The 26,664-nt window shown below is 66.3% G+C and carries 26 protein-coding genes; 8 read left to right on the top strand and 18 right to left on the bottom strand.

Annotated features, from left to right (window positions below; all coding sequences use genetic code 11):
* Nucleotides 1-60 precede the first annotated feature (60 nt).
* From rpsO to truB, 7 genes are all read right to left on the bottom strand, one after another.
* Entirely contained in the window at nt 61-330 is a 270-nt protein-coding gene (rpsO, locus tag AC3IT0_RS07445) for a 30S ribosomal protein S15 (RefSeq protein WP_056348417.1), read from the bottom strand.
* A 239-nt stretch (nt 331-569) separates the two neighbouring features.
* A complete protein-coding gene (gene kynU / locus AC3IT0_RS07440; RefSeq protein WP_489323741.1) occupies nt 570-1,817 on the bottom strand; it encodes a kynureninase in 1,248 nt (415 codons plus the stop codon).
* An 8-nt stretch (nt 1,818-1,825) separates the two neighbouring features.
* Nucleotides 1,826-2,680 (bottom strand): tryptophan 2,3-dioxygenase, encoded by an 855-nt coding sequence (gene kynA / locus AC3IT0_RS07435; protein ID WP_489323101.1) that lies wholly within the window; start codon nt 2,678-2,680, stop codon nt 1,826-1,828.
* Between the two features lie 40 nt (nt 2,681-2,720).
* Nucleotides 2,721-3,704: a bifunctional riboflavin kinase/FAD synthetase gene (locus AC3IT0_RS07430; RefSeq protein ID WP_489323100.1), complete on the bottom strand. Its 984-nt coding sequence runs from the start codon at nt 3,702-3,704 to the stop codon at nt 2,721-2,723.
* Nucleotides 3,705-3,846: 142 nt separating this feature from the next.
* A complete protein-coding gene (locus AC3IT0_RS07425) occupies nt 3,847-4,305 on the bottom strand; it encodes a hypothetical protein (protein WP_489323099.1) in 459 nt (152 codons plus the stop codon).
* 1 nt (nt 4,306) lies between these two features.
* Nucleotides 4,307-4,660: a hypothetical protein gene (locus AC3IT0_RS07420; protein ID WP_489323098.1), complete on the bottom strand. Its 354-nt coding sequence runs from the start codon at nt 4,658-4,660 to the stop codon at nt 4,307-4,309.
* 2 nt (nt 4,661-4,662) lie between these two features.
* Nucleotides 4,663-5,631 carry a tRNA pseudouridine(55) synthase TruB gene (gene truB, locus AC3IT0_RS07415; RefSeq protein ID WP_489323097.1) on the bottom strand — a complete coding sequence of 323 codons (969 nt, stop codon included), beginning with the start codon at nt 5,629-5,631 and terminating at the stop codon, nt 4,663-4,665.
* A gap of 69 nt (nt 5,632-5,700) precedes the next feature.
* Here truB and AC3IT0_RS07410 point away from each other — a divergent pair, with 69 nt between their 5' ends.
* The gene (locus tag AC3IT0_RS07410; protein WP_489323096.1) at nt 5,701-6,867 is read left to right on the top strand and encodes a pyridoxal phosphate-dependent aminotransferase; all 1,167 of its coding nucleotides are present in this window, start codon (nt 5,701-5,703) and stop codon (nt 6,865-6,867) included.
* 12 nt (nt 6,868-6,879) lie between these two features.
* Here AC3IT0_RS07410 and AC3IT0_RS07405 read toward each other — a convergent pair whose 3' ends face one another.
* Nucleotides 6,880-7,365: a nucleoside deaminase gene (locus AC3IT0_RS07405; RefSeq protein ID WP_489323095.1), complete on the bottom strand. Its 486-nt coding sequence runs from the start codon at nt 7,363-7,365 to the stop codon at nt 6,880-6,882.
* Between the two features lie 181 nt (nt 7,366-7,546).
* On the opposite strand from AC3IT0_RS07405, the gene AC3IT0_RS07400 reads away from it, so the two are divergent.
* The gene (locus AC3IT0_RS07400) at nt 7,547-8,644 is read left to right on the top strand and encodes a ScyD/ScyE family protein (RefSeq protein WP_489323094.1); all 1,098 of its coding nucleotides are present in this window, start codon (nt 7,547-7,549) and stop codon (nt 8,642-8,644) included.
* 77 nt (nt 8,645-8,721) lie between these two features.
* Here the strand turns inward: AC3IT0_RS07400 and rbfA are convergent, their stop codons facing one another.
* The 5 genes from rbfA to rimP form a co-directional block, all read right to left on the bottom strand.
* The gene (rbfA, locus tag AC3IT0_RS07395) at nt 8,722-9,231 is read right to left on the bottom strand and encodes a 30S ribosome-binding factor RbfA (protein WP_489323093.1); all 510 of its coding nucleotides are present in this window, start codon (nt 9,229-9,231) and stop codon (nt 8,722-8,724) included.
* Nucleotides 9,232-9,476: 245 nt separating this feature from the next.
* The gene (infB, locus tag AC3IT0_RS07390; RefSeq protein WP_489323092.1) at nt 9,477-12,371 is read right to left on the bottom strand and encodes a translation initiation factor IF-2; all 2,895 of its coding nucleotides are present in this window, start codon (nt 12,369-12,371) and stop codon (nt 9,477-9,479) included.
* Between the two features lie 152 nt (nt 12,372-12,523).
* On the bottom strand, nt 12,524-12,886 hold the full coding sequence (locus tag AC3IT0_RS07385; RefSeq protein ID WP_489323091.1) for a YlxR family protein: 363 nt from the start codon (nt 12,884-12,886) through the stop codon (nt 12,524-12,526).
* 188 nt (nt 12,887-13,074) lie between these two features.
* Nucleotides 13,075-14,055, bottom strand: coding sequence for a transcription termination factor NusA (gene nusA / locus AC3IT0_RS07380; protein ID WP_489323090.1), 981 nt, complete (start codon nt 14,053-14,055; stop codon nt 13,075-13,077).
* Nucleotides 14,055-14,669, bottom strand: a complete 615-nt coding sequence (gene rimP / locus AC3IT0_RS07375) for a ribosome maturation factor RimP (protein ID WP_489323089.1) — start codon at nt 14,667-14,669, stop codon at nt 14,055-14,057. Before rimP ends, nusA begins: the two co-directional genes overlap by 1 nt.
* A 106-nt stretch (nt 14,670-14,775) precedes the next feature.
* Here rimP and AC3IT0_RS07370 point away from each other — a divergent pair, with 106 nt between their 5' ends.
* The 3 genes from AC3IT0_RS07370 (at nt 14,776) to AC3IT0_RS07360 (ending at nt 17,798) form a co-directional block, all read left to right on the top strand.
* Nucleotides 14,776-15,954 carry a DUF4439 domain-containing protein gene (locus AC3IT0_RS07370; RefSeq protein WP_489323088.1) on the top strand — a complete coding sequence of 393 codons (1,179 nt, stop codon included), beginning with the start codon at nt 14,776-14,778 and terminating at the stop codon, nt 15,952-15,954.
* Nucleotides 15,955-16,041: 87 nt separating this feature from the next.
* The gene (locus tag AC3IT0_RS07365; RefSeq protein ID WP_489323087.1) at nt 16,042-16,770 is read left to right on the top strand and encodes a VIT1/CCC1 transporter family protein; all 729 of its coding nucleotides are present in this window, start codon (nt 16,042-16,044) and stop codon (nt 16,768-16,770) included.
* A gap of 14 nt (nt 16,771-16,784) precedes the next feature.
* Nucleotides 16,785-17,798: an aminoglycoside phosphotransferase family protein gene (locus tag AC3IT0_RS07360; RefSeq protein WP_489323086.1), complete on the top strand. Its 1,014-nt coding sequence runs from the start codon at nt 16,785-16,787 to the stop codon at nt 17,796-17,798.
* Nucleotides 17,799-17,841: 43 nt separating this feature from the next.
* On the opposite strand, the gene AC3IT0_RS07355 is transcribed toward AC3IT0_RS07360, so the two are convergent.
* The 3 genes from AC3IT0_RS07355 to AC3IT0_RS07345 all read right to left on the bottom strand — a co-directional run bounded on the left by AC3IT0_RS07355 (nt 17,842) and on the right by AC3IT0_RS07345 (nt 21,917).
* Nucleotides 17,842-19,239 carry a pyridoxal phosphate-dependent decarboxylase family protein gene (locus AC3IT0_RS07355; protein WP_489323085.1) on the bottom strand — a complete coding sequence of 466 codons (1,398 nt, stop codon included), beginning with the start codon at nt 19,237-19,239 and terminating at the stop codon, nt 17,842-17,844.
* Nucleotides 19,240-19,304: 65 nt separating this feature from the next.
* Nucleotides 19,305-20,099 (bottom strand): sulfite exporter TauE/SafE family protein, encoded by a 795-nt coding sequence (locus AC3IT0_RS07350; RefSeq protein WP_489323084.1) that lies wholly within the window; start codon nt 20,097-20,099, stop codon nt 19,305-19,307.
* 9 nt (nt 20,100-20,108) lie between these two features.
* Nucleotides 20,109-21,917 (bottom strand): proline--tRNA ligase, encoded by a 1,809-nt coding sequence (locus tag AC3IT0_RS07345; protein ID WP_489323083.1) that lies wholly within the window; start codon nt 21,915-21,917, stop codon nt 20,109-20,111.
* Between the two features lie 449 nt (nt 21,918-22,366).
* Here AC3IT0_RS07345 and AC3IT0_RS07340 point away from each other — a divergent pair, with 449 nt between their 5' ends.
* The 3 genes from AC3IT0_RS07340 (at nt 22,367) to AC3IT0_RS07330 (ending at nt 24,599) form a co-directional block, all read left to right on the top strand.
* The gene (locus tag AC3IT0_RS07340; RefSeq protein ID WP_489323082.1) at nt 22,367-23,155 is read left to right on the top strand and encodes an ABC transporter ATP-binding protein; all 789 of its coding nucleotides are present in this window, start codon (nt 22,367-22,369) and stop codon (nt 23,153-23,155) included.
* 8 nt (nt 23,156-23,163) lie between these two features.
* Complete coding sequence (locus AC3IT0_RS07335) at nt 23,164-23,907, top strand: ABC transporter permease (RefSeq protein WP_489323740.1); 744 nt, start codon at nt 23,164-23,166, stop codon at nt 23,905-23,907.
* A 143-nt stretch (nt 23,908-24,050) separates the two neighbouring features.
* Nucleotides 24,051-24,599: a TetR/AcrR family transcriptional regulator gene (locus tag AC3IT0_RS07330; RefSeq protein ID WP_489323739.1), complete on the top strand. Its 549-nt coding sequence runs from the start codon at nt 24,051-24,053 to the stop codon at nt 24,597-24,599.
* Nucleotides 24,600-24,632: 33 nt separating this feature from the next.
* On the opposite strand, the gene AC3IT0_RS07325 is transcribed toward AC3IT0_RS07330, so the two are convergent.
* Together AC3IT0_RS07325 and ispG are read right to left on the bottom strand one after the other, a co-directional pair.
* Nucleotides 24,633-25,523, bottom strand: a complete 891-nt coding sequence (locus AC3IT0_RS07325) for a GNAT family N-acetyltransferase (protein WP_489323738.1) — start codon at nt 25,521-25,523, stop codon at nt 24,633-24,635.
* The gene (ispG, locus tag AC3IT0_RS07320) at nt 25,486-26,652 is read right to left on the bottom strand and encodes a flavodoxin-dependent (E)-4-hydroxy-3-methylbut-2-enyl-diphosphate synthase (RefSeq protein ID WP_108600185.1); all 1,167 of its coding nucleotides are present in this window, start codon (nt 26,650-26,652) and stop codon (nt 25,486-25,488) included. The genes AC3IT0_RS07325 and ispG overlap by 38 nt, the downstream gene beginning before the upstream one ends.
* Nucleotides 26,653-26,664 lie beyond the last annotated feature (12 nt).

Genomic DNA, 26,664 nt, shown 5'->3' with positions numbered 1-26,664 from the left:
AGTTTTCTTCTGAAGAAGGCGGCCCTTTCCGTCACGGAAGGGGCCGCCCCTTAAAGCTGACTAGCGGCGCAGGCCGAGACGCTCGATGAGCGCACGGTAGCGGGTGATGTCAGTGTTCTTGAGGTAGGTGAGCATGCGCTTGCGACGACCAACCATGGCCAGCAGACCGCGCTGGGTGTGGTAATCGTGCTTGTGCACCTTCATGTGCTCAGTCAGATCCTTGATCCGCTGAGTCAGGACTGCAACCTGGACCTCCGGCGAACCGGTGTCGCCCTCGGACGTTGCGAAATCCTGGATGATGGACTGCTTTACAGCGGCGTCAAGTGCCACAATAACTCCTAGAGATGTGCCGTGAGGCCCGAATCAGTAACTCACTGCCGGGTCTGCCCGCGCGGGAATCCCCCGGAAACCAGGGACTTTCCACGCATGGCAGGAACCAGCCGCCACGGACTGCAGCCGGATCCAACGCTTAGTTTACCGGCCCCGCCGCAATCTTGTCGAAACAGCCGCCGCCGCCGCGCCAGTCATCAAGGGCTGTCACCAAAAGGCCGTCACCAAAAGCCTGTGGCTCAGCGACGCAGCTGATCCCGGATGGCGGCCATCCCCCGCAACAGCTCCGCGAAGCTCGTGCTCAGCGGCGACAGCCCCACGCGGATCCCCTGTGGTGCGCGGAAGTCCGGGATGACGTCCTGTTCCCACAGCGCCGCCGTCACGTTCCGGAACGCCGGATGATCCAGGGTGATGTGGCTCCCGCGAAGCTCCGGCTCACGCGGCGACGCCAGCTCCACGCCTGCCGGTTCCAGCCACGCCTCATACAGCTGCACGGCGTACGCAGTGAGTTTCAGGGACTTCTCCCGGATGGCAGCCATGCCGGCCTCTTCGATGAGGTCCAGAGTCCCGCGCATGGCCAGCATCCCGAAGATCGCCGGAGTGCCGCTGAGGAAACTCCGGATGCCGGGCGCCGGCTCGTAGCCTGCGGCCATCTCGAACGCGTCCTTGCGTCCCATCCAGCCCCAGATCGGCTGTTTCAGGCCGGCCAGGTGCCGGCTGTTGACGTAGGCGAACGCCGGCGAGCCCGGTCCCCCGTTGAGGTACTTGTAGGTGCAGCCCGCGGCAAAATCCACGTTCGCCCCGTCCAGGCCCAGCTCCACGGATCCGGCGGAGTGGCACAGATCCCAGACCACCAGCGCCCCCGCGCTGTGTGCAGCTTCCGTGATGCCCGGAAGGTCGGCCAGGAAGCCTGAGCGGTAGGCCACGTGGCTCAAAAGTACGACGGCGGTAGCCGGGCCAGCTGCCTCCCTCACCTGCTCGACGGTCACCCCGGAGGAGGGATCGGATTCGATCCACCGCAGGGTGAGTCCTTCCTCGCGGGCGATACCCTCGACCAGGTAGCGGTCCGTGGGGAAGTTGTCCGTGTCCAGGACGATCTCTGTGCGGGCCGGGTCAGCCACGGTGGCCAGGGCCGCGCGGATCAGTTTGTAGAGCACCACCGTAGTGGAATCGGCGATGACGGTCTGGCCCGGAGCTGCACCGAGGACCGCACGGCCCAGTTGATCGCCGATGGTCTGGGGCAGGTCCAGCCATTCCTCATCCCAGCCCCGGATGAGCCGGGCGCCCCACCCTTCCTCGATGAACCTGCTGATGTCCTGTTGCGTCCGCTTCAGCGGGCGGCCCAGGGAATTGCCGTCGAGGTAGGACAGGTCCGTGTCCGTCCCGATGAAGAGGCCCCTGTAACGTGCCAACGGGTCCCCGGCATCCAGTTGGGCTGCCCGCTCAAGGCGGGCGCCGTCGTCGTGATTTCCCATCTTCGGGCCCATTGCGTGGCTCACTGGCCGATCTCCGTCCGTACGGCGAACAGTTCCGGGAAGAACGTGAGCTCAAGGGCTTTCTGCAGGAAGGCTGCGCCGCTGGATCCCCCGGTTCCCGCTTTCATCCCGATGGTCCGCTGGACCGTGCGCAAGTGCCGGAACCGCCACAGCTGGAAGTTGTCTTCAAGGTCCACCAGTTCCTCGCAGGCCTCATAGGCGCCCCAGTTATCGGCGGCGTTTTCGTAGATGTGCTTGAACAACGGAACCAGTTCAGGGCAGAACTCGTGGGCGCGGGTGACGTCCCGCTCCAGGACGGACTGTGGCACGTCGAAGCCCTGCCGGGCCAGGTAGGCCAGGAACTCGTCGTAGATGCTGGGCGCGTTAAGCAGGCCCTCCAGCATGGCGTGCGCTTCCGGGTCCGATTCGAACACCGGCAGCATCTTGCGGTTCTTGTTGCCGAGGACAAACTCCACGGCCCGGTATTGACTGGACTGGAATCCTGAGGAGTTGCCCAGGAACCCACGGAACTGGGCGTACTCCGTGGGCGTCAGCGTGGCCAGGACCGACCACTGCTCCGTCAGGGTTTTCTGGATGTGCTTGACCCGGGCGATGCCCTTGAGCGCGGAGCCGAGATCGTCTGAGCGCAGCCAGGCCGCGGCGCTGCGGAGCTCGTGCAGCACCAGTTTCAGCCACAGCTCTGTGGTCTGGTGCTGGATGATGAACAGCAGCTCGTCGTGGTGTTCGGGCATGCTGACTGGTTGCTGTGCACTGAGCAGGGTAGGCAGCTGCAGGTAGGACGCGTAGCTCATCCGGGAACTGAAATCGCGGACTATGCCTTTGTCCAGTTTGCGGGTGTTCTTCTCGACGGCCACTGTGCTGCCTCTCTGGGTGTTCGTTGCGGGTGGGACCCGGTCAGCGCCGCACCAGGAGATCGTGGGCCTGAATGACGTCCAGACGCATCTGGTCAACAAGTGCCTCCGGCCCACGGTATGCCACCATGCCGCGGAGCCGTGCCGCAAATTCGACCACTACTGTCTGGCCGTACAGATCGAAATCCTCCACGGCCTCGTGCGGACGGTCGATCACATGGGCCTCGACCTGGCGGCTGACGCCGTCGAACGTGGGATTGGACCCCACCGAGATGGCCGCCGGCCAGCGCGTTCCGGCCTGGTCCACCAGCCAGCCGGCGTAGATTCCGTCCGCGGGGATGTACCCGCTGGCTTGGTGGGCAAGGTTTGCCGTGGGGAACCCGAGCACGCGGCCGCGGGCTGCACCGTGTACAACCTCGCCGCGCATACGGTGCGGCCGTCCCAAGACCGAGGCGGCGGTAGCGACGTCGCCCGCCTGCAAAGCTTCGCGGACCCAGGTGGACGAACAGCGGCGGTCCGTGCCGCCGTCGTTATGCAGCGGGTATCCTTCCGAGCCGAACTCGCTGATGACCTGGACGTCGAAGTCGAACTTTTCGCCCAGCTGCTTCATGGTGTCGAGGTCGCCGGAGTTACCGCGGCCGAACCGGGCATCGTGGCCGATCACCACGTGGCTGGCATGGAGGCTGTCCACCAAGACCTGGCCCACGAATTCCTGAGGCGTGAGGCTGGCAAGGTTCAGCGAGTACTTCATGACCAGGATGGCATCGAGGCCGAGCTCCCCCAGCGCCACCAACTTGTCCTCCAGGCCCATGATCATTTCGGGCGCGGACTCCGGGCGGTGGATCAGGGCCGGGTGCGGGTCAAAGGTCACAGCGACGGCCTTGGTCCCGTTCCGGCGGGCGGAGCGGGTGAGCTCGGAGAGCACTTGCTGGTGGCCGCGATGGACGCCGTCGAAGTTGCCAAAAGTGACAACGGAGGGACCAAAGTCCGCCGGGACTTCGGACGGATCGTTCCAGATGTAGACCATCACCCTCGCCTTTTACTGCCTTCAACTGACATCTCTCCGAACGCACCGGCGCCGGAACTCTCTAAGATTACCCGCATTCATGATGGCTGCCGGACGGCGCCGGGCCAGCTGGATGGCAGGCGCGGACATGCCCGGATGAGGCTTACTGCTGGTTCGGCCGCCGCCGGTACAGCCACACCAGTCCAAGGACAGGCAGCAGCAGTGGAATGAACGCGTACCCCCGGCCAAAAAGGGACCAGACGGTCTCATGCGGGAACGCCACAGAATCAAACACGCTCAACGCCCCCACCACCAGCACTCCGACAAGCTCCACCAGGACGGCGGCCAGCGAGATCTTGAACCAGGTGCGGCCGGGCTTGGCCAGGGACACCGTTGCCACAACGTAGACCAGCGCCGCGAACGCGGAAAGCAGGTACGCGAGCGGAGCCTCGGAAAACTTGGTCAGGATCTGGTAGCCGGCGCGTGCGGTGGCCGAAATGGCAAACACCGCATAGACGGCGATGAGTAGACGTCCGGGGCCTGTGTTCCGGGTGTCCTTGCCACCGGCTTTGGCAAGGGTTGCTTCGGAACGAGGTGCTTTCACGTTTCGTACTTCTTCCATTTCAGTACCAGATCTGGTTCATGCGGGCGGCCATCACCAAGGCCGTGAGACCGACGGCGGCGAGGACAAAGTTGCTCCAGCGTGTCCGTTCCAGAATGGACCAGTACACGGCTGCCGGCGGCAGGAGCATCGCAGTGGCCAGGTATCCCCAGAATTCCCAGGCTTCCCCGGCAATCGGTTCGCCCGCGATCACCCTTACGATCGAACCCACCAGGTAAACCAGAAGTGCCAGCTCGACGGCGGCAACGGACAGGATGGTGAGATCGTTGGGGGCTTTTTTCAGGATGCCTGCACCGAGGCAGATGCCGCTGGAAAGCAGGCCGACCACCAGGATGATGTAGAAATAGGTGTCCATGCCTAGGCGTCCCCGCCCGCAGCGTCTTCGGGCGCGCTATTTCCGGCCGCAGTTTTTTCGGCCGCACCGTTGCCCGGCGCGAACACCAGAACGGGCTTGGCAAAGTTTCCGGAGTCCGCCAGGAGCGCCACGAGGCTGCCGTCCGGCGCGAACGCTGCCGCTGGGTGCTCAGTGGTGGCAGCCGCGGGATCGCCTGGTTCCGCTCCCGCTGCGATCCGGCGTCCGAAGGAAATCTCGGTGGTCTCCTCCGCCGTGAGTTCGCGGTTGGGCATCAAGGCCCGGGCAGCCTGGGACATTTCCAGGACATTAAGCTCCTCGGCGAGCTGTTCCAGCGTCCGGGCCTGATCCAGTGAGTACGGGCCAACGTGGGTCCGACGGAGGGCGGTCAGGTGGCCGCCCACTCCCAGCCCGTCGCCGAGGTCGCGGGCGAGGGCACGGATGTATGTGCCGGAGGAGCACTCCACCGTGACATCGATGTCCACGACGTCGCCGCCGGCTTCCCGGTTGATGGCGTGAACTTCGAAACGGTGGATGGTGACCGGGCGCGCGGCGAGCTTTACCTCTTCACCGGAGCGGACCCGGGCGTAGGCACGTTCACCATTGACTTTAATGGCGCTGACGCTGCTGGGCACCTGCTGGATTTGACCCGTGAGCGCTGCGACGCCGTCGTGAATTGCTTCGTCGGCGACGGCGGCGGCGCTGACGGCGGCAACCACGTCACCTTCGGCGTCGTCGGTGATGGTGGACTGGCCCAGCCGGATGGTGGCTGTGTATGTCTTGGACGTGCCCACGATGTAGGTCAGGAGCCGGGTGGCCTTGTTGATGCCCACCACCAGGACGCCGGTAGCCATGGGATCGAGGGTGCCGGCGTGCCCCACTTTCCGGGTCCCGGCGATACGCCGCATCCGACCAACCACATCATGGCTGGTCCATCCCTGCGGTTTGTCCACTATCACCAGTCCAGAAAGCACGCTTCCCAGTATATCGGCGCTGGCGACGGCCCCCGCCCAGGAGCGCGGGTGGCGGCTAGGATGGCATCCATGCCTGAGCTTGCGGCGCACGCGCGCGACGTCCCCGTCAACCAGATCCGCGAAATCACCGAGGCCGCCTGGCATACCCCCGGGGCCATCGTCCTGAGCATCGGCGAGCCGGGCTTCGCGCTCCCCCGCCACATCCTGGAAGCCGGCATGGCCTGCCTGGACCGGGACGAGACGAACTACACACCCAACGCCGGCATCCCGGCCCTCCGTGAGGCGTTCGCCGCCAGGTTCCGTGAACGCGCCGGGCTCAACAACAGCCTGGGTGCCGAGCGGGTGTATGTGGTGGACGGCGCGCAGCAGGGCCTGCACCTCGCCATGAGCCTCCTGCTCTCCCCCGGTGACGAGATCCTGATCCCCAACCCCGGCTACCCCACATTCGCCATGACCAGCCGGCTCCTGAATGCCGTGCCGGTGGGCTATCCGCTGTATCCCGAGTTTGACTTCCAGCCCCGGATCCAGGACATCGAGGCGCTCATCACGGACCGGACCAGGGTGCTCATCCTGAACTCCCCGTCCAACCCGCTGGGCGCCGTCCTCGGCGAGGACCTGACCCGGCAACTTGTGGACCTGGCCCGCAAGCACGATCTCTGGATCATTTCCGACGAATGCTACGAGGCCTTCACCTACGATGTCCCCCACATCAGCCCTGCGCGGTTCGACAGCGACGTCCCCGGTGAGGCGCGCGTGTTCACGTCGCTGACTCTCTCCAAGACCTACGGCCTGACCGGCCTGAGGATCGGCGCCCTGGTCTGTCCGCCGGGCCTGGAACAGAAGATGAACAACGTGATGGAAGCGATTGTCTCCTGTGTAGCCTCGCCGTCGCAGTATGCCGCGCTCGCGGCACTGACAGGCCCGCAGGACTATGTCCGTCACGCCCATGAGCATTACCGGGCCAACCGGGACGCCGCCTCAGCAGTGCTGGCGGGCAAGGGAATCCCGTACCTGAGTGCACAGGGTGCGTTTTATCTGTGGGCCGATGTCTCCCACGTCAGCGACGGCGACGTCCGCAGCTGGACCCGCAGGTTCCTGTCCGATTCCGGCGTCGCGCTCGCGCCGGGAACCGCGTTTGGCTCGATTGGCGAGGGCTGGGTGCGGATCGCGCTGTGCGGTGCCCGCCGCGATTTGGCCGACGGCCTCGGCCGGCTGCCGGAACGTCAGGAGTCCTGACCCGGCACCTGGTTAGTAATCCTTGCGTTCGGTGTTGCTGCGCCACGCGTCAAACGGAGCGTCCGACGTCGGAATGGCGGTTTGGGCGACCGGCAGCAGTTCCGGACGGGTGCCGTTGAAATACTCGTAGAACACGGCGTCGTCGAAACCGGCCGCGGCCGCGCCATGGCGGTCGGCCGCAAAATAGACACGATCAATCCGCGCCCACAGCGCGGCTGACAGGCAGAGCGGGCACGGCTCGCAGCTGGTGTAAAGCACGGCGCCGCTGAGATCGAAGTTTGCCGTGGCTGCGGCCGCCGCGCGGATTGCCACCACTTCTGCGTGGGCGGTGGGATCGTTGTCCCGGGTGACCCGGTTGGTGCCTTCATGCACACGGCTGTCCGGGGTCACCACGAGCGCACCGAACGGGCCGCCGCCGTCGGCGACGTTCCGGACAGCCAGCATTATGGCCTGTTCCAGGTATCGGGTGGCATCCAGTGAGTCACTCGCATGGGTCATAGCTCGATCTTAGCCATGGCAGGCCGGTGGCGGGCTCAGATAGGGGGCACATTAGGGGGAAATGCCGTCGACGTCATCCCTTTCGCGGGACTAACCTAGCGCCGGGGGTAGTTCGGATCTCATTGACTTGGTCTCAGGCCAGGCCCCGGCGACGGGGTGTACGTCAACTCCGGAGGATCCAATGAACAAGAAGGTTCCGATCGTCGCGTGCCTGGCAGCAGCCGCGATGGTCATCCCCGTCGCGCCCGCCACGGCTACGCAGAAACCGTCTGGACCCGAAACCCTGGCGGAGCACCTGATGACGCCGTTGAGCCTGGCCTTGGGTCCCGGCAAGAGCCTCCTCGTCACGCAGAACTTTGCGGGCACGCTGGACCGCATCGAGGATGACGGGCAAACGACCAACGTTTACACGAATGCTGGTTGGGACGTTGGCGGTGTTGAGACACGGGGCAGCACCACGTTTTTCGTCGAAAGCGTCGGGGGAGGCGGCGGAGATCCCGCAGCGCTGGGCGGGTACCTGAAGTCAATCGACAGGCGCGGGGAGGTCAGTACGATTGTGGACCTCGCGACCTACGAGCGTAAGAACAACCCGGACGGATTCCAGGATTACGGCTTCGGGTCCGACGTGACCGACGAGTGCCTGGCCCAAATTACGGTGCCGTTCCCGCCGGCACAATACTCCGGGGCGGTCGACTCACACCCCTATGCCACAGCGGTTCACGGCAATACCGTCTTCGTGGCCGACGCCGGGATGAATGCCATCCTTAAGGTCAACGCCGCCACCGGGGAGACCTCCACCCTCGCGGTCCTGCCCCCGCGTCCGGCGGAAGCCACTGCAGAGGCTGCCGCGGCTGTTGGCTTCCCGTCCTGCGTTGTCGGACACGACTACGCATTTGAACCGGTACCCACGGATGTGGAGATCGGCCCCGACGGCTGGCTGTATGTCTCGTCGCTGCCAGGCGGTCCGGAGGATCCGTCCCTCGGCGCCCGCGGAGCCATCTTCCGCATCAACCCGTGGACCGGAGCCACGCACCTGTGGGCCGATGGCATCCTGAGCCCCACGGGCATCGCCGTGTCGCGCACCGGAGACGTTTACGCCGCTTCGATGTTCGGCAACGAGATCGTCAGGATCGACGCCTGGACGCGTGAACAGTCACAGTTCCTGGCCGTCGATGGTCCTGCCGCGGTGGAGCTGAGGGGGAAAACCCTCTATGCCACAGCCGGTTTCAGCTTCGCTGACCTCACCGCGGGAACTGTCCTAAAGGCCAGTATCAGATAGTTAGTGCAGGGAACAGCCCGGCAGACGAAGAAGGCCCGGACCCCAGCTGGGCGGGTTCGGGCCTTCGTCGTGTGAGGCTACTTGTTGGCGTCTTCGTCGAGGCCTTCGTCGTCGGTGAGGTCAATATCCTCTTCGTCGAAGTCGTCCTCGTCGATCTCCACATCGGCGGGAATGTCGCTCTTGTACGGATCGGCGTCGCCGGCGTGCTTGGCGTTTTCGGCCAGCGCAGCCACCTCGGCGTCGCGCTTCTTGGCGGCCCGGAGCAGTTCCTCAAGGTTCGAGGCAACGACGGGGACCTGGTCCGCCACAAATTCCAGCGTCGGCGTCAGGCGGACAGTCACGTTGCGCCCCACCTCCTGGCGGAGCACACCCTTGGCCTTCTCCAGGCCCTTGGCAGCATCCGCCTGCACAGCCTGGTCGCCAAAAACGGTGTAGTAGATCGTGGCATGCTGCAGATCATTGGTCACCCGGGCATCGGTAACAGTAATGCCCTCCAGCCGAGGATCCTTAACCTTCCGGCCCAAAGCCTCGGCAACAACAACCTTAATCCGCTGCGCCAACTTGGCAGCCCGTGCGGGATCAGCCATTTCCACTCCTAAAAAAATTTTGGATGTACGACGGCGGCCTGGTGAGCTGCGTCGTTCGTTTCAGTTTTCTGCCACGCACCTAAGGCGAGCCTACGACGGACGCCGTTGGGTTTTTTCCGGCGGCCTGGGAGTGGCATCGGGCCTTCCGGAGCTGGGTGGCCGACGTCGTAAGACGTTGGCCACCCAGCGAAGGGGCGGGGCCGCCGGAAAAATCCCAGCGGCCCCACCAGCGAAAGCAACGAACCTTAGACGCGCGGCTTTTCGCGCATCTCGAAGGTCTCGATGATGTCGCCCTCGGTGATGTCGTTGAACGAACCAAGACCGATACCACACTCGAAGTCCGTACGGACCTCAGTGGCGTCGTCCTTGAAGCGCTTGAGCGTCTCAACGGTGAGGTTCTCACCGATGATCTTGCCGTCGCGGCTGATGCGGGCCTTCGTGTTGCGTCGGATGATGCCCGAGCGAACGATGGAACCGGCGATGTTTCCGAACTTGGAAGAGCGGAAGACTTCGCGGACCTCGGCGGTGCCCAGCTGGACCTCTTCGTACTCCGGCTTGAGCATGCCCTTGAGGGCCATCTCGATGTCATCGATTGCTGCGTAGATGACGGAGTAGAAGCGCATGTCCACGCCTTCGCGGTCTGCCAGTTCGGCAACCCGCTCGGCAGGCTTGACGTTGAAGCCGATGATAACGGCGCTGTCGACCGTTGCCAGGTTGACGTCGTTCTGCGTGATGGCACCAACGCCGCGGTGGATGACGCGCAGCTGCACGCCTTCGCCGACGTCGATCTTGAGCAGTGCGTCTTCGAGGGCTTCCACGGCACCGGACACGTCACCCTTGAGGATGAGGTTGAGGGTGTCGATCTTGCCATCGGCCACGGCCTGGTCGAAGTCTTCCAGGCTGATGCGCTTGCGGCGCTTGGCAAGGGCGGCGTTGCGGTCGGCTGCTTCACGCTTCTCGGCGATCTGGCGGGCGGTACGCTCGTCAGCTGTCACAAAGAAGGTGTCGCCGGCGCGCGGCACGTTAGACAGACCCAGAACCTGCACGGGGCGGGACGGGCCGGCCTCGGTCAGTGCGCTGCCGTCGTCGTCGAACATGGCGCGGACGCGGCCGTGGGCCGTACCGGCCACAATCGTGTCACCGACACGCAGTGAACCGGACTGCACCAGGACGGTGGCCACGGAACCACGGCCCTTGTCCAGGTTGGCTTCGATCGCGATACCGCGGGCGTCCTTGTTCGGGTTGGCGCGCATGTCCAGGGCGGCGTCTGCGGTGAGCAGGACAGCCTCGAGCAGCTCGTCGATATTGAGGTTCTGGCGGGCAGAGACCTCCACGAACATGGTGTCGCCACCGTATTCTTCGGGAACCAGGCCGTACTCGGTCAGCTGGCCGCGGACCTTGTCCGGGTTGGCGCCTTCCTTGTCGATCTTGTTCACTGCAACCACGATCGGCACATTGGCTGCCTGCGCGTGGTTGAGGGCCTCAACGGTCTGCGGCATAACGCCGTCGTCCGCTGCGACCACCAGGATGGCGATGTCGGTGACCTTCGCACCACGGGCACGCATGGCGGTGAACGCCTCGTGGCCCGGAGTATCGATGAAAGTGATCTTGCGGTCTTCGCCTTCGTGGGTGTGCGTGACCTGGTAAGCACCGATGTGCTGCGTGATGCCGCCGTGTTCGCCCGCCATAACGTCGGACTTGCGGATGGCGTCGAGCAGGCGGGTTTTACCGTGGTCAACGTGGCCCATGACGGTGACAACCGGAGGACGTGCCTCGAGGTCTTCGTCACCCTCAGCTTCGAGCTCTGCATCGAAGTCGATGTCGAAGGTGGAGAGCAGCTCGCGCTCCTCGTCCTCCGGCGACACAACCTGGAGCTTGTAGCCAAGCTCCTCGCCGAGCAGTGCGAACGTCTCTTCATCCAGCGACTGCGTGGCCGTGGCCATTTCGCCGAGGTGGAAGAGGACCGTCACGAGTGCTGCGGGGTTTGCCTCGATCTTGTCGGCGAAGTCCGTAATGGACGAGCCACGGCGAAGCCGGACTACGGTGTTGCCGTCGCCGCGGGGTACGCTCACGCCACCCAGCGACGGAGCACTCATCTGCTCCAGTTCCTGGCGCTTGGCACGCTTCGACTTGCGCTGCTTGCCACGGCCTGCGCCGCCCTTACCGAAGGCACCCTGGGTACCACCGCGACCGCGGCCACCCTTGCCGAAGCCGCCGCCGGCCGGAGCGCCGCCACCGGCACCCGGAGCTCCACCGGTACCCGGTGCGCCACCCGGACGTCCGGGACCACGTGCGCCGCCACCGGGACGACCTGCACCAGCGGGTGCGGGACGCTCAGTGCGGTTGGGCATCATGCCCGGAGTGGGACGGTTTCCACCGGCCCCTCCCGCGGTTCGCGGACCACCAGCGCCGCCGGCTCCTGCTGCGGGACGCGGACCACCCGGACGGGGGCCACCGGCACCGGCTGCGGGACGCGGACCACCCGGACGGGGGCCACCGGCACCGGCAGCGGGACGCGGACCACCCGGACGGTCGCCGTCGGGACGGCCACCCGCGCGGGGCATACCCTGCGAGGGAGCGAACGGGTTGTTACCCGGACGGGGAGCACGCTCTCCGTCGCCACCGCGGCCGCGGGGCATGCCCTGGGACGTGGCGAACGGGTTGTTGCCCGGACGGGGGCCACCGGGACGCGGTGCGGAGCCGCCCTGCGAACCACCCGGGGTTGATCCGCCAGCGCGGGTCGGTGCGGCCGGGGCTTCAGCCTTCGGTGCCGGACGGGCACCGGGCTTGGCGCCGGTGGACGGTGCACTTGCGGCCGGGGCTGACGCAACCGGTGCCGCGGCAGGTGCAGCCGGAGCCACAGGAGCTGGTGCCGCCGGGGCTGAGGGAGCTGCGGGGCCCGGAGCAGGTGCTGCGGGTCGTGTTTCGGCCGACGGGGCAGGCGCCTTGGGCGCGGCTGCCGGAGCTGCGGTCTTCGCAGCTGCGTCGGGGTAGGCGTTGCGGAGTTTCCGCACCACCGGGGCCTCAATCGTTGAAGAGGCGGAGCGAACGAATTCGCCCAGTTCCTGCAGTTTGGTTACTGCATCTTTGGAAGTAATACCGAGCTCTTTAGCAAGCTCGTGTACGCGGACCTTGGCCACATTTCTCCTGTCTCGGTCCGCACCGAGCCAGGCACGAACCGTCTACTTCTTACTGCGGGCCCCAGCCGCGGTTGCAACTACAGGGCCCATTGCAGAGCGCAACAAAGTTGTCATCGTTGCGCACTCATCGCTGGGAACTCATCGGGTTTCCATCAGTTTTCTGACCCGCTTTCAGGTTGGACGGTTTTTGCTGCAGCTACCAGGGGTTTCTGCAACGGGCCGGCGTCCTGCTTGCCTGCCATGATCCGGCGTTCGACGGCGGTGGACCCGGTTGCGCCGTTGAGGGCCCTTCCGAATGCTCGCCGCTTGACCGCCAGGGCCAGGCACGCTTCGCTGGGGTGCAGCCATGCACCCCTGCCAGCCATCCGGCGTCGTTCGTCTACCAGCACTGCGGTGGAACCGCTGCCTTCGGCGACGAGCCGGAGTAACTCAGACCGCGGTGCCTTTTTCCGGCATCCGATGCAGGTACGCTGCGGTTGATCCTCGGTGTGAAGCACTTCTGCCACGGTGAGCATCTTCCTGACGTTCATAACTGCCGGCCCCAAGTCCCCCACCGCACATCGGCGGAACGGGAAAACTCAGGGCACACGAATACCGGCCGTTAGGCGCGGTCATGTTTATTCTAGCCCCTCGGGGCAGTTCTGCCCGAAACCGGGGCTTCGGCCGAAGTTACCTGCAGTCGGCTGCCGCCCCGGAACCCGGTTTAGCTTTCGCGCTGCGGGGCGGCGTCAGAGACGATATCGATCCGCCAGCCTGTGAGCTTGGCCGCCAGCCGGGCGTTCTGGCCCTCTTTGCCGATGGCCAGCGAGAGCTGGTAGTCCGGGACCACGACACGCGCGGAGCGGGTGGCCTCATCCACGATGGTGACCGAATTCACACGCGAGGGGGAAAGTGCACTGGCGATAAACGTTGCCGGATCCTCGCTGAAGTCCACGATGTCGATTTTTTCGTCGTTCAGTTCCGTCATGACGGCGCGGACGCGGGAACCCATTTCGCCGATGCAGGCGCCCTTGGCGTTGATGCCCTGGGTGTTGGCTTTGACCGCGATCTTGGTACGGTGGCCGGCCTCGCGGGCCAGTGCCACGATCTCCACCGAGCGGTCCGCGATCTCCGGGACCTCCAGTTCGAAGAGCTTCCGGACGAGGCCAGGGTGTGAACGGGACAGGGTGACGGACGGGCCCTTGGTGCCGCGGTGGACATCGATCACAATGGCACGGAGCCGGTTTCCGTGGATGTACTTCTCCCCCGGCACCTGCTCGGGCGGCGGCAGCAGCGCCTCAACGGAACCCAGGTTGACCTGGATCATGTGCGGGTTGTTGCCCTGCTGGATCAGGCCGGCGACGAGCTCACCCTCGCGGCCCTTGAACTCGCCCAGGATGTTGTCGTCCTCGACGTCGCGCAGGCGCTGCAGGATGATCTGGCGTGCGGTGCTCGCCGCGATACGGCCGAAGCCGGCAGGCGTGTCCTCGAACTCCCCGATGGGGGCGCCGTCGTCGTCGATCTCCACAGCCCAGATGGTCACGTGGCCGCTCTTGCGGTCCAGCTCGGCCCGGGCCTTCTCGAAGGCGCCGGGCGATTTGTGGTACGCCACCAGGAGCGCCTGCTCGATGGTGGGGATCAGGAGGTCCAGCGGGATTTCGCGCTCACGCTCCAGTAGTCTCAGCGCGCTCATGTCAATATCCATCAGGCCTCCTCAGAAGGTCCATTGTGCTCAGGTTCCAGACCAGCTTCTTCGAGGTGGCTGAATTCGATCTCGACTTTTCCGTTACGGATCCTGTCGAAAGGAAGAATCTGGGGCTCGCCCTGCTTGGGCTTCATGCCCTTTTTGACGGCGATCTCCGGGATGATGGTGACGCCGGAATCATCCACGGACTGGACCCTGCCGGTGACGTTGTCCCCTTGGATGACGTTGACCTTGACCATACGGCCGCGGGCGCGGTGCCAGTGGCGGACTTCGGTGAGGGGACGCGCGACGCCCGGGGAGGAAACCTCGAGGTCGTACGGGCGTCCGTCGTCTGCGGGGTCATTGTCCAGGACGTCGGAGAGAACCCTGGAGATGTCCGCAATGACATCAAGGTTTACGCCGCCGGTTTCCTCCTGCGGCAGGTCCACTACAACGTGGACCACGCGGTGTGATCCGGCCAGGATGGATACGTCCTCGAGGTACAGGCGGTTGGCCTGGACCGCCGGTTCCAAGAGCGCCCGGAGCCTGGTGGCTTCGGGATTGTTGGGGGGCGCAGCAACAGCGGTACCCGCTCCGGTAGCGTCTGATGAAGTCGTGGCTTCTGCATTGCTCACGATGCCGGCCGCCTTCCAATAGATGATGTTGTGACTACTAGCCTAACGATTTTCCGGCCGCAGTGGTGCACGAAGATTCGCATCAGGCGTGAGAACATGGTCTGTTGTGAAAGACGACACGCAGGAGACCGGCCGCCACGGGCGCTATTTCCAGTACGCCGTTTTTGCGCTGGCCGCCCTTCTGGTGGTGAGCCTGGGATTCGTGCTCATTCCCCGCGAACCGCCCCCGCCTGCGGCGCCGCCGTTTTCCGAGCAGGCAAGGGCTTCCGCGTTCGCGGATTCCCTGACCCTGAGGGCCGCGGGCCTGGACCTCGAAGGCACTGCCGGCGCCGCTGCGACGGCCCCACAGGCCGCAGCCTTGGCCCGGGTTGTGACTTTGCTGACTGTCCAGGCCCGGGCGTTGATGCTGCCGGCTGATGCGGCCAGCGATTCTGCCCGGGACGTCGCTGCTACTGGCCCCGTCGCTGATCTGGCCACGGCGCTGCCCACCGTCACGCCACCGTCGACCACCGCGGACCTCGCTGCTGCCCTCCAGGCAAGCGGGGCACGGCGGCTCCAGGAGGCTGAAACGGCCGACGGCGGAATGGCCCGCCTTCTCGCCGGCGCCGGTACTGCCCAGCTCCTGGCCGCTGAGGACCTGGCCTCGGCGACCGGGATCGCGTTGGCACCGCTTCCAGGCGGTGGCTCCTCCTCCCCCGCATCGCCGGCGCCCACCACGCCTGTTTCGGCGTCAGCCGCCGCCAGCTGTGCCAGCGAAGCAGCCGTCCCCGACGCCACAACTGGCGTGGACGTCGGCTCAGCCTTCGCCTCGGCCGTGCAGGGCGAGCTGGAACTGGTCTACGCGTACCAGGCCGCACTGACCAGGCTTAACTCCGGGTCCGCGGCTCCGGCGTCGAACTTCCTGGCCCAGCACGGCGCCCTCCGGGGCGAGGCGGAGGCCTTGGGCAGGTCCCGCTGTGCCGTGGTACCCCTGAGGCAGCCCGGTTTTGCCTTGACCCAGGCGTTCCTGGCCGACCCTGCAGCGGGGCTGGGAACACTGGAGGCAGGGACACTTCCGGTGCTCGGCGATGTGGTGGCCCTTACCGAGGGACCCGAACGGGCATGGGCCCTCTTGGCCCTTCAGTCGGCGGTCCGGCGGACCGTCTACTGGGGCGCCTCGCCGGGCCCGGTCCCTGGCGTCGTCCTGGACGAAGCACTCCTGCCGCCACTGCCCGGGCCCGTGACTCCGGGGCCTGCATCTCCGGGGACTTCCCCAACCAGCGCCCGTCTTCCCGGCAATACTTAGCCAAGGCCCGGCACACCGGCCGGCTCCGGCTGACCGGCCAGTTCCGGCACACTGGCCAGCCGCGGGCACTAATGCTTTGCTGGAGGCATGGACAGTGCCGGCGCCCCCGCCCTTCATGAGAATGAGCCCCACCAAAACGACGTCGCGCAGCGACTGAACTGGCTGCGCGCCGGTGTGCTCGGTGCCAATGACGGGATCGTCTCGGTCGCCGCAATCGTTGTGGGCGTCGCCGGCGTCACCACACAGTCCGGGCCAATCCTCGTAGCCGGCACCGCCGGCCTGGTGGGTGGAGCAGTATCCATGGCCTTGGGCGAGTACGTGTCCGTCAGCAGCCAGAAGGACAGCCAGCACGCTCTGATCGAAAAGGAACGCCTGGAACTGCAGGACCAGCCGGAGGAAGAGTTGGAGGAACTCGCGGCGATCTACCAGGGCAAGGGGCTGAGCCTGGACACAGCAAGGAAAGTGGCCCGGGAGCTCACAGCCCACGACGCCCTGGGCGCGCACCTCTCTGCCGAACTGAACATCGACGAAACAGACATCGTGAGCCCCTGGAATGCAGCCTTTGCTTCAGCTCTTGCGTTCGTCACCGGCGCCATCCTGCCGATGGCCGCCATCCTGCTGCCACCGGAGAACATCCGGGTCCCCCTGACCTTCGCGGCCGTGCTGGTGGCCCTCGCTGCCACCGGGGCGCTGGGCGCCTGGATCGGCGGCGGTTCGAAGCTGCGGGCCGCCGCCAGGGTAGTGGCGGGCGGGGCTTTGGCCTTGGCTGCCACGTTCTCCATCGGCAACCTGCTCGGCGCAAGCGGCGTCCTGTGAGTGTCCGGATTGGGATGCCGATCCCTCCTGCCCTCAGCGTTCGTTACAGCCACAGCAGCGCGGGACGGGCCTGGCTTTCCTCACTCCCGGGACTGGTGCAGGGGCGGCTGGAGCATTGGGACCTGGCTGTTGACCTGGCAACAGGCGCCCTCCCATGGCATGGCCACGGCGGCGTGGTGGTCCCTGTCCGCCGGACGGACGGGACACCGGCTGCGCTCAAGATCGCGTTTCCCCACGATGAGGCGCGGGTGGAACGCCATGCGCTGGCGCTGTGGGGCGGCTCCGGCGCCGTCCGGCTGTTGGAATCCGACGCCGGAACGTGCGCCATGCTGCTGGAGCGGCTGAATGCGGGCTGCTCGCTGCAGACTGTCCCGCTGGATGAGGCAGCGCTCGCTTGGGGCAGCATCGTCTGGCAGTTGAGCGTCGTGCCGGACGGCCGGCCGCAGTGGCAGGAATTCGACCACATCGCCGGGCGGGCCGAACAATGGAGCGATGACCTGCCCGCCGACTGGGAACAGCAGGGCCGCCCGTTCCCGCGCTGGCTCCTGGAGGCGGCCCTGGAAGTCTGCCAGACCCGCGGCGCTGTTGGCCGGCGCTCGGGCCGCGATGTCCTGGTCCATACGGACCTGCATTTCCTGAACATCCTTGCCCGGCCGCAGACCAACAGCGGAGCGCTGCCCGGGGAGGCGTTCGTCGCCATCGACCCGCAGCCCATGATCGGCGAACCGGAATTCGCGGTGGCACCGCTGCTGTGGAACCGTCTCGGGGACTTGCCCCGGAACGATCCGGCCGGTGGGTTGAGGCGGCGCTGCCAGGACTTCAGCGCTGCGGCCGGCCTCGATGCCGAAGCTGCGCGCCAGTGGGCAGTGGCACGCGAAGTGGAGAACGCCCTCACCTACGCGGCCCTGCCGCGCCACCAGGGCGATCTGGCGCGGTCCCTCTGGGTGGCCAGCACCCTTGCCGGGCGGACCCTCGACGGTCTCCCCTCGGCGGACGCCCTGCCTGAGCCGGGGCAGGGCGACAGCTGAGGGACCGGCGCCTCCCTGGCGGGATAGGACTATCGCGGGGCGGTCAGCCCGCTGCCCGCACCGCCGCCAAAGCGGAGCTGACCGCCTCGACGGCAGTGCCGACGTCGTCCGCGTCAGTGCTCCAGTTGCTGACCGAGACGCGCAGGACATCCCTGCCCTGCCAGTGTGAACCGGACATCCAGACCTTGCCGTCCTCGATCACCCGGGCCGTCACGGCGCGCGTGGTGGCGTCGTCCCCAAAGGCGAGCGACACCTGGGTGTAGTCGACGTCGTTGAGTACCTCGACGCCGTCCACCTCAGCCAGGCGGCTGCCGATCTTCGACGCGGCATCGGCGAGCCCGCGGACCTGGGCTGCCACGCCGTCCCTGCCCAGGGATCGGAGGGCGGCCCACACCGGCACGCCGCGGCCGCGCCGGGACAGCTCGGGCGCTTTTTCGAACGGGTCGCCCGGGCCTTCGACGTCGTGGATCAGGTAGCTGGTGTGCTGCAGGCCCATGGCGCTGCGAAGGGCTGCTGAATCCCTGACGATGGCAATACCGCAGTCGTACGGGACGTTGAGGGTCTTGTGGGCGTCGGTCCCCCACGAATCGGCCAACTCCATGCCGCGGGTGAGGTCCGCGAACTCGGGCACGGCCGCGGCCCACAGCCCGAAGGCGCCGTCCACGTGGACCCAGGCGCCGTGCCGCCGGGCAACCTCGATGGCGGCGTCGAAGGGGTCGAAGGCTCCGGAGTGGAGGTTGCCGGCCTGGAGGCAGACCAGCGCGGGCCCGGACCCTTCGGACAGCAGCCGGTCCAGCTCTGCGGCGACCAGCCTGCCTTGGGCATCTGCGGGGACCTCGACGGGCCGGCCGAGGCCGAGGTACCGCAGGCCCAGGTCAATGGTCTCGTGGCGCTCCTGGCCCACAAAGCACCTGATCCGCGGGGCGCCTGCCAGGCCCTCGCCGTCGAGGTCCCAGCCGGCATCGGCCAGCAACCGCCACCGGGCAGCGGCCAGCCCGGTGAAGTTGGCCATGGTGGCACCCGTGGCGAAGCCGACGTCCGATTCCGCGGGCAGGCCAAGGAGGTCCAGCAGCCAGTGGCCCGCCCCCTCTTCGATGGCGGCTATCGCGGGGGTGGCGTAGCGCAGGCCGGAGTTCTGGTCCCAGGCGCTGACCAGCCAGTCCGCGGCCAGGGCGGCAGGAAGCGTCCCGCCGATCACCCAGCCAAAAAAGCGCCCGGAGGGCATGGCCATCAGCCCCGGTTCGGCCTTGTCCGCCAGGTACTCAACCACAGCTGCGGCAGGCATGCCCTGCGAGGGAAATGGTCCGGCGAAGTCAGCCGCGAGATCATGGGCGCTTTGCGCGGGCCCGACGTGCCTGTCCGGCAGGCTCGCCAGCCACTCGGCAGCGCGACGGGCCGCGGCTGACAATGCTTCCGAATAGGGTTCCCCGCCGGCGGACATACCTGCATGGTACGCCCGGCCGCGGGCTGCGGGCGATACCGGCTGGGAGGGTTTCGGCTACCCAGTCAGGCGAAGTTTTCCTGCCAGACGTCGACGCCGAGCTTGATGATCAGGGCGCCTACCACCAGCAGGAAAACAACACGGATGAAGCGGCTGCCCTGCTTCACCGCGGTCCGTGCGCCCAGGTAGCCGCCGGCCATGTTGGCCAGGCCCAGCAGCAGGCCGACACCCCACAGGATTGACCCATGGGGCAGGAAGAACAGGAGGGCGCCTGCGTTGGTGGCCATGTTCACGATCTTGGCTTTGGCGCTCGCCTCGAGGAAGGCGTAGCCCATCGCCGAGACGAGCGCGATGATGAGGAAGGAACCGGTGCCCGGACCGATCAGCCCGTCATAGAAGCCGATCACGGCCCCGATCAGGCACGCCACTGCGTAGTGTGTGCGGCCATCGTGCCGCAGCACGGTGATGTCACCGATGTTGGGCTTCAGCGCCGTAAAAAGTGCGACGGCGACCAGCGCCACCACGATGATTGGCTTGAACACGCTGGCCGGGAGGTTGGCGGCCAGCACGGCGCCGCCGAAGCTCCCTGCCAGGGCGATCACCGCCATGGGCAGAGCCGTCTTCAGGTCTGGCCGGACTCGCCCGTAGTACGTCACCGCACTCGTGGTGGTGCCGAAAATAGACCCCATCTTGTTGGTGGCCAAGGCCTGGACCGGCGTGATCCCGGGTACCAGCAGCATGGCCGGCAGCTGGAGCAGACCGCCGCCGCCCACCACGGCGTCCACCCAGCCGGCAGCAAATCCAGCCACCACAATCAGGATGATGGTGGTGAGCTGGATCGACTCGAAACCGGAAATCACCGCCGCGGGTTAGCTGCGGACGGCGGTGACCACATAGTCAACAGCCTTGTCCACGGCCACGTTCTCCGCTTCGCCGGTGCGGCGGTCCTTGATTTCCACAACGCCGTCCACCAGGCCCCGGCCGACTGCCAGGATGGTGGGGACGCCGATGAGTTCCGCGTCGCCGAACTTTACGCCCGGGGAGACCTTGGGCCGGTCGTCGTAGATGACGTCCAGGCCGGCGGCCTCGAGTTCCAGGGCCAGCTGCTCGGCGGTGGCAAAGATTTCCTCGCCGCGCCCGACAGCCACGACATGGACATCGGCGGGGGCGACGGCGCGGGGCCAGACGAGGCCCTTGTCGTCGTGGTTTGATTCGGCCAAGGCCGCGACGGCGCGGGTGACACCGACACCGTAGGAGCCCATGGTGACCACCACCTGCTTGCCGTTCTGGTCCAGGACTTTCAAGTCCAGGGCTGCAGCGTACTTGCGGCCCAGCTGGAAGATGTGGCCCATCTCGATGCCGCGGGCCGTCTCGAGGGGACCGGAGCCGTCCGGGGCGGGGTCGCCTGCGCGGACGTCGGTGCACTCGATGACGCCGTCCCAGGTGAAGTCGCGGCCGGCCACCAGGCCGAACACGTGCTTTCCTGCTTCATTGGCCCCGGTGATCCAGGCTGTGCCGCTGACAACGCGGGGATCCACCAGGTAGAGGAGCTTGGTTGAGCTTTCGCTGCCAAGCAGGGGATTTTCCAGCGTCAGGCCGGGTCCAAGGTAGCCCTTGACGATGAGGGGCTGCTTTTTGAGGTCGTCGTCGTTGGCTGCTTCGAGCGTGATCTCGCCGCCGATGGGCAGGAAGGAACCGATGTTGGCTTCCACGCGCTTCAGGTCAACGCCGCGGTCACCCGGCAGGCCGATGACCACAAGCTGGCGCTCACCGGTGGGCAGGGTGACGGCAAGAACCACGTTCTTGAGGGTGTCGGCGCCAGTCCAGTCGCCGCCGTCGGCCTCGCTCCGGGGAGCCAGTTCGTTGGATGCGGCCACGAGCGTGTCGATGGTGGGCGTGTCGGGGGTGTCGAGGACCTCGGCGGCAGGGGCGTTGCTGAAGTCGATGTCGGCCGGAACAACGGTGGTGACGGCTTCGACGTTGGCCGCATAGCCGCCGGCGGAGCGCACGAAAGTGTCTTCGCCGATCTCGGTGGGGTGCAGGAACTCTTCGCTCTTGGACCCGCCCATGGCGCCGGCGGTGGCCGCAACGGGAATGACTTCCAGGCCCAGGCGCGCAAAGATCTTCAGGTAGGCGCCACGGTGGGCGGCGTAGCTGGCGTCCAGGCCGGCGTCGTCCACGTCGAAGGAGTAGGAGTCCTTCATGATGAACTCGCGGCCGCGCAGCAGGCCCGCGCGCGGGCGTGCTTCGTCGCGGTATTTGTTCTGGATCTGGTACAGGCTCAGGGGCAGGTCCTTGTAGGACGAGAAGAGGTCCTTGACCAGAAGCGTGAACATTTCCTCGTGTGTGGGGGCCAGCAGGTAGTCGGCACCCTTGCGGTCCTGGAGCCGGAACAGTCCTTCGCCGTATTCGGTCCAGCGGTTGGTGGCCTCGTAGGGCTCGCGCGGCAGCAGCGCCGGGAAGTGGACTTCCTGGGCCCCGATGGCGTCCATTTCCTCGCGGACGACGGCCTCGACCTTACGCAGCACACTCAGCCCCAGCGGCAGCCAGGTGTAGATGCCGGGTGCCGCGCGGCGGATGTAACCGGCCCGGACCAGGAGCCGGTGGCTTGCCACCTCGGCGTCGACGGGATCTTCACGCAAGGTGCGCAGGAAAAGCTTGGACATTCTTGTGACCACGGGTGGGTTATCCGTTTCTGGGGAATAGCTGCTGGAAAGCAGAGCCGGGCAAATTCTTCTGGGTACTAATCTACCGGCAAGCAACGCCAATGCCCGCGGGAACGCCGGTGGCCACAGGCCAGCCGCCGAAGTCCGTGTCTGTGGCCGTGCCCGCGTCTGTGGCCGGGACAGCGAAGAGCCACGCCCGGCATTGCAAAGCCCCTGGCCCCCATACGGGCTGGTCATTGCGGCCGGGCGTGGCTCTTCTTGCCGTTTACGCCGTTGATTACTGGTGAGGACTGGTGAGACCGCCCACCCACTCCAGCGCAGCTAGATCGAACCTATGTGATAGCAGACACGTTGACAAGGGTTTTTTCCATTCAAAGTTGTTGACGGCCACCTTCGGCAGGCCTAGGTTGAATTCATCACCTGGTGAATTCAGCGAGGGCTCCCAGCATTCGGAGGCATTAATGTCCCATTCGGCAGCTACCGCCCCGGCCGGCGCCGGCAATAGGGCGGCCATTGAAGCCAGCTCCCTGCACGTCACCAGGGGAAAAGTCCGCGTCCTGCGCGGCCTGGACTTTGCCGTCCACGCGGGCCAGATCACCGGGCTGCTGGGGCCATCCGGCAGCGGCAAGACAACACTGATGCGGGCCATCATGGGCGTCCAGATGCTCACGATCGGCTCCATTCAGGTACTGGGCCAACCCGCGGGTCACCCTGATCTTCGACACCGGGTTGGCTACGTGACCCAGTCCCCCAGCGTGTACCCGGACCTCACAGTCGAGGCAAACGTACGGTACTTCGGCGCCATGCACCGCAAGGGCCGGGCCGAAGCAGCGGAGGCGATCGCCGCCGTCGGCCTCGAACCGCAGGCGCGGCAGAAAACCGGCGACCTCTCCGGCGGTCAGCTGAGCCGGGTGTCGTTGGCCTGCGCCCTGGTGGCGCGTCCCCGACTGCTGGTCCTGGATGAGCCCACGGTGGGCCTTGATCCGGTGCTGCGGGCTGACCTGTGGGGCCGGTTCCGGTCGATGGCCGAGTCCGGGATCACGCTGCTGGTTTCCAGCCATGTGATGGAGGAAGCCAGCCATTGCCAATCACTCCTCCTGCTGCGGGAGGGGAAGCTCCTGGCGCAGCTGACACCGGCGGAACTGAGCCAACGCGGGCACAGTGCCGATCTGGAAAAGGCCTTCCTGCACATCATCCAGGACACCGCCGAAACGCCCGGCTCATCCCCCGAAAGGACGGTACGGCCATGAACCTGATGATGATGCTGGCCACCACCCGGCGGGTCCTTGACCAGCTCCGTCATGACCACCGCAGCATCGCGCTGATCCTGGTGGTCCCTGCGCTGCTGCTCACCGCTGTGTACTTCCTCTACGAGAATGAGACGCTGCCGCCGGGCGTGCCCAGGACCTTTGACCGCGTGGGCCTGATGATGCTGGCGATCTTCCCGTTTGTGGTCATGTTCCTGGTCACCTCCATCACGATGCTGCGCGAACGCACCACCGGAACCCTGGAGCGGCTGCTGACCACCCCCATCCACAAGGCCGATCTGCTGTTCGGCTACGGGCTGGCATTTTCCATCATGGCCGCCCTGCAGTCGCTGGTGGCGACCGCGGTGGCGTACTGGATTTTCGGGCTCGACATCCAAGGCAGCCCGGGCCTGGTGGTCATGATTGCGGTGATCAACGCGGTTCTTGGTGTTGCGTTGGGGCTGCTCTGTTCGGCCTTCGCACGCACGGAATTCCAGGCCGTGCAGTTCATGCCGGTGGTGGTGGTGCCGCAGATCCTGCTCTGTGGCCTCTTTGTGGCCCGCGACCGGATGAACGAGGTCCTGGAGGCGGTGTCGAACGTGCTGCCACTGACCTTTTCCGTGGATGCCCTGCAGGAGATCGCCACCAACACCGAGCCCACAGACCAGCTGTGGATGGACGCCGGCGTCATCGTGGCCATTGTCCTGGCGGTCCTGGTCCTCGCGTCGTTGACCCTGCGGCGGCGGACCGCGTGAACGGACACCATGATCCGGTGCGTGCTGGTGACCCCGCGGGTGCGGCGGGTGCGGCGGGTGCGGCGGCCGCGGGTGGTCCCGGAGCCCCTGGTGGTCCCGGCCGGCGGGGCCGACGCGGTGGCGCAACGGAGACGAGGGACCAGATCCTGGACACGGCCCGGAGGCTTTTCGCCGAACACGGTTTCGAAGGGACCAGCCTGCGCCAGATCGCCCGGGAAACCGGAGTGGACCCGGCCATGGTCCACCACTTCTTCAAGGGCAAGGACGAGCTTTTTGCGCTGAGCGTGGTACTTCCGGCCGACCCGGAGACAATCCTGGCGGGCGTCGACGACTACTCGCCGGAGGTCCGGGCCGAAGCGATCGTGCGGGCCGTGCTGCGCTTGTGGGAGAGCCCGGCCCAGCACAGCCTGGTGGCCTTCCTCAGGGGAACCATCGGCTCCAGGGCCAAGACGATGCTGCTGCGCGAGCTGGTACAGCCCACCATCCTCAGCCGGATCATGGCCGGGGTTCCCGGACCGCCCGCGGAAGTGGCCATGCGCGGAAACCTCGTGGCAACGCAGATGGTGGGCGTGATGCTGGTCCGGTATGTGGTGCGGCTGGAACCGCTCGCGTCCGCCTCCCCCGACGACGTTGTCCGGCTCGTGGCTCCGAACGTCCAGTACTACCTGACGGGTGACCTTCAAGACGGGTGACCTGCACACCGACCGGTGAATTGAAGCTGGAGGCTAGAACAGCACCGTGGCGAACGTGCCAACCTGGCGGAAGCCCACCCGCTCGTACGTGGACCGGGCCCGCAGGTTGAAGCCGTTGACGTAGAGGCTGGTGACGGGGGCCAGCGTGCGTGCCTTCTCCACTACGGCAGCCATGTAGCCGGCGCTCAGACCCTGTCCGCGGTAACCGGGGTTCATCCATACACCCTGGATCTGCGTGACGTCGGCCGTCACAGCTCCCAGCTCAGCCTTAAACACAACGTCGCCGGAGTCGTTGACGTGCGCCAACGAATGGCCTTGCCGGATGAGGCCTTCCACGCGGCGGCTGTAAAACTCCTTGCCCCCGAGGAACGGCGAGTAGCCAACTTCCTCTTCGAACATGGCGGCGCAGGCGGGAAGGATCCGGTCAAAATCGGCCAGCCGGCCAAGCCCCAGATCCGCGTTCGGCTCCACCGACGGCGGCCCGCACAGCGTCATCAGCGGCTGTTCATCCCGCACCTCATGGGCCGCATGCCCCCGTTCAGCAAGCCCAGCATGGAGGGCAAGGACGGCATCTGCGGGGCCAAAGGCGGAGGCGAAGCGGCGGCCGGACGCGCTTGCTGCGGCAGCGATAAGCCCGGAAAATTCGGGGTCAAGCTGGACCGGGACCAGGTTGGCCCCTGCCCAGCACGCGCCCGTCAGGATGCCGTCGTCGAACACTCCCAAGACTCCGGCGCCACCAGCGGTTGGCGCGGCAGAGCCCACGGCCCGGAGGTGGGCCAGGATAAAGACATTGGCCACCGGGTCCCGCGACGCAAGGCGCCGCAGGGCAGCGGTGTCCGCGCCGGTGAGGGTCCGGACTGATATTCCCGCGGGCGCGGCGCCCTCTTTATGAGACGCTAACCACGGGGCTACCCTTGACAGCATCTTCGCCATCGGCCTCCCCCATCTCTTCAGCTATGCGCATGGCCTCTTCGATCAGTGTCTCAACAATCTCGCTCTCAGGCACAGTCTTAATGACTTCGCCCTTCACAAAGATCTGTCCTTTGCCGTTGCCGGACGCCACACCCAGATCGGCTTCGCGGGCCTCGCCCGGTCCGTTGACAACACAGCCCATCACTGCGACGCGGAGTGGAATCTCCATGCCTTCCAGCCCTGCGGTGACCTGCTCGGCGAGGGTGTAAACGTCCACCTGGGCGCGGCCGCAGGACGGGCAGGACACGATTTCCAGTTTGCGCGGGCGCAGGTTCAGTGACTGGAGGATCTGGTTTCCCACCTTGATTTCCTCAACGGGAGGCGCGGAGAGGGACACGCGGATGGTGTCGCCGATGCCGCGGGACAGGAGCGCCCCGAAGGCCGTGGCGGACTTGATGGTTCCCTGGAAGGCGGGCCCGGCTTCGGTCACGCCCAGGTGCAGGGGCCAGTCGCCCTGCTCGGCCAGCATTTCGTAGGCAGCAACCATGATGACGGGGTCGTTGTGCTTGACCGAGATCTTGAAGTCGTTGAAACCGTGCTCTTCGAACAGCGAGGCTTCCCAGACGGCGGATTCCACGAGGGCCTCCGGGGTGGCCTTGCCATACTTCTTCAGGATGCCGGGCTCCAGCGATCCGGCGTTGATGCCGATCCGGATGGACGTGCCGTGGTCCTTCGCCGCGCGGGCGATTTCCTTGACCTGGTCATCGAACTTGCGGATATTGCCCGGGTTCACGCGCACTGCCGCGCAGCCGGCCTCAATCGCCGCGAAGACGTACTTCGGCTGGAAGTGGATATCCGCGATGACGGGGATCTGGGACTTGCGCGCGATGATGGGCAGGGCCTCTGCGTCATCCGCAGACGGGCAGGCGACGCGCACGATGTCGCAGCCGGAGGCGGTGAGTTCCGCGATCTGCTGCAGGGTGGCGTTGATGTCCGTGGTGGGCGTGGTGGTCATGGACTGCACGCTGATGGGCGAGTCGGAACCGACCCCAACGGAACCCACCTTGATCTGCCGCGTCTTGCGGCGGGGGGCGAGGACGGGCGGCGGTGCTGACGGCATTCCCAGGCTGACCGAGGTCACGTGGACTCCTTG

Source organism: Pseudarthrobacter sp. KH_020_B, assembly GCF_057840185.1.
Note: the sequence above shows the minus strand (reverse complement) of the source record. Positions and strands in the feature narration are given on the sequence as shown.

Coding starts and splice junctions, on each gene's coding strand:
- kynU (WP_489323741.1), bottom strand. CDS start 1,817: ATGGGCCCGAAGATGGGAAATCACGACGACGGCGCCCGCCTTGAGCGG.
- AC3IT0_RS07430 (WP_489323100.1), bottom strand. CDS start 3,704: ATGGTCTACATCTGGAACGATCCGTCCGAAGTCCCGGCGGACTTTGGT.
- AC3IT0_RS07425 (WP_489323099.1), bottom strand. CDS start 4,305: ATGGAAGAAGTACGAAACGTGAAAGCACCTCGTTCCGAAGCAACCCTT.
- AC3IT0_RS07420 (WP_489323098.1), bottom strand. CDS start 4,660: ATGGACACCTATTTCTACATCATCCTGGTGGTCGGCCTGCTTTCCAGC.
- AC3IT0_RS07410 (WP_489323096.1), top strand. CDS start 5,701: ATGCCTGAGCTTGCGGCGCACGCGCGCGACGTCCCCGTCAACCAGATC.
- AC3IT0_RS07405 (WP_489323095.1), bottom strand. CDS start 7,365: ATGACCCATGCGAGTGACTCACTGGATGCCACCCGATACCTGGAACAG.
- AC3IT0_RS07400 (WP_489323094.1), top strand. CDS start 7,547: ATGAACAAGAAGGTTCCGATCGTCGCGTGCCTGGCAGCAGCCGCGATG.
- rbfA (WP_489323093.1), bottom strand. CDS start 9,231: ATGGCTGATCCCGCACGGGCTGCCAAGTTGGCGCAGCGGATTAAGGTT.
- AC3IT0_RS07385 (WP_489323091.1), bottom strand. CDS start 12,886: ATGCTCACCGTGGCAGAAGTGCTTCACACCGAGGATCAACCGCAGCGT.
- nusA (WP_489323090.1), bottom strand. CDS start 14,055: ATGGATATTGACATGAGCGCGCTGAGACTACTGGAGCGTGAGCGCGAA.
- AC3IT0_RS07365 (WP_489323087.1), top strand. CDS start 16,042: ATGGACAGTGCCGGCGCCCCCGCCCTTCATGAGAATGAGCCCCACCAA.
- AC3IT0_RS07360 (WP_489323086.1), top strand. CDS start 16,785: ATGCCGATCCCTCCTGCCCTCAGCGTTCGTTACAGCCACAGCAGCGCG.
- AC3IT0_RS07355 (WP_489323085.1), bottom strand. CDS start 19,239: ATGTCCGCCGGCGGGGAACCCTATTCGGAAGCATTGTCAGCCGCGGCC.
- AC3IT0_RS07340 (WP_489323082.1), top strand. CDS start 22,367: ATGTCCCATTCGGCAGCTACCGCCCCGGCCGGCGCCGGCAATAGGGCG.
- AC3IT0_RS07335 (WP_489323740.1), top strand. CDS start 23,164: ATGATGCTGGCCACCACCCGGCGGGTCCTTGACCAGCTCCGTCATGAC.
- AC3IT0_RS07325 (WP_489323738.1), bottom strand. CDS start 25,523: ATGCTGTCAAGGGTAGCCCCGTGGTTAGCGTCTCATAAAGAGGGCGCC.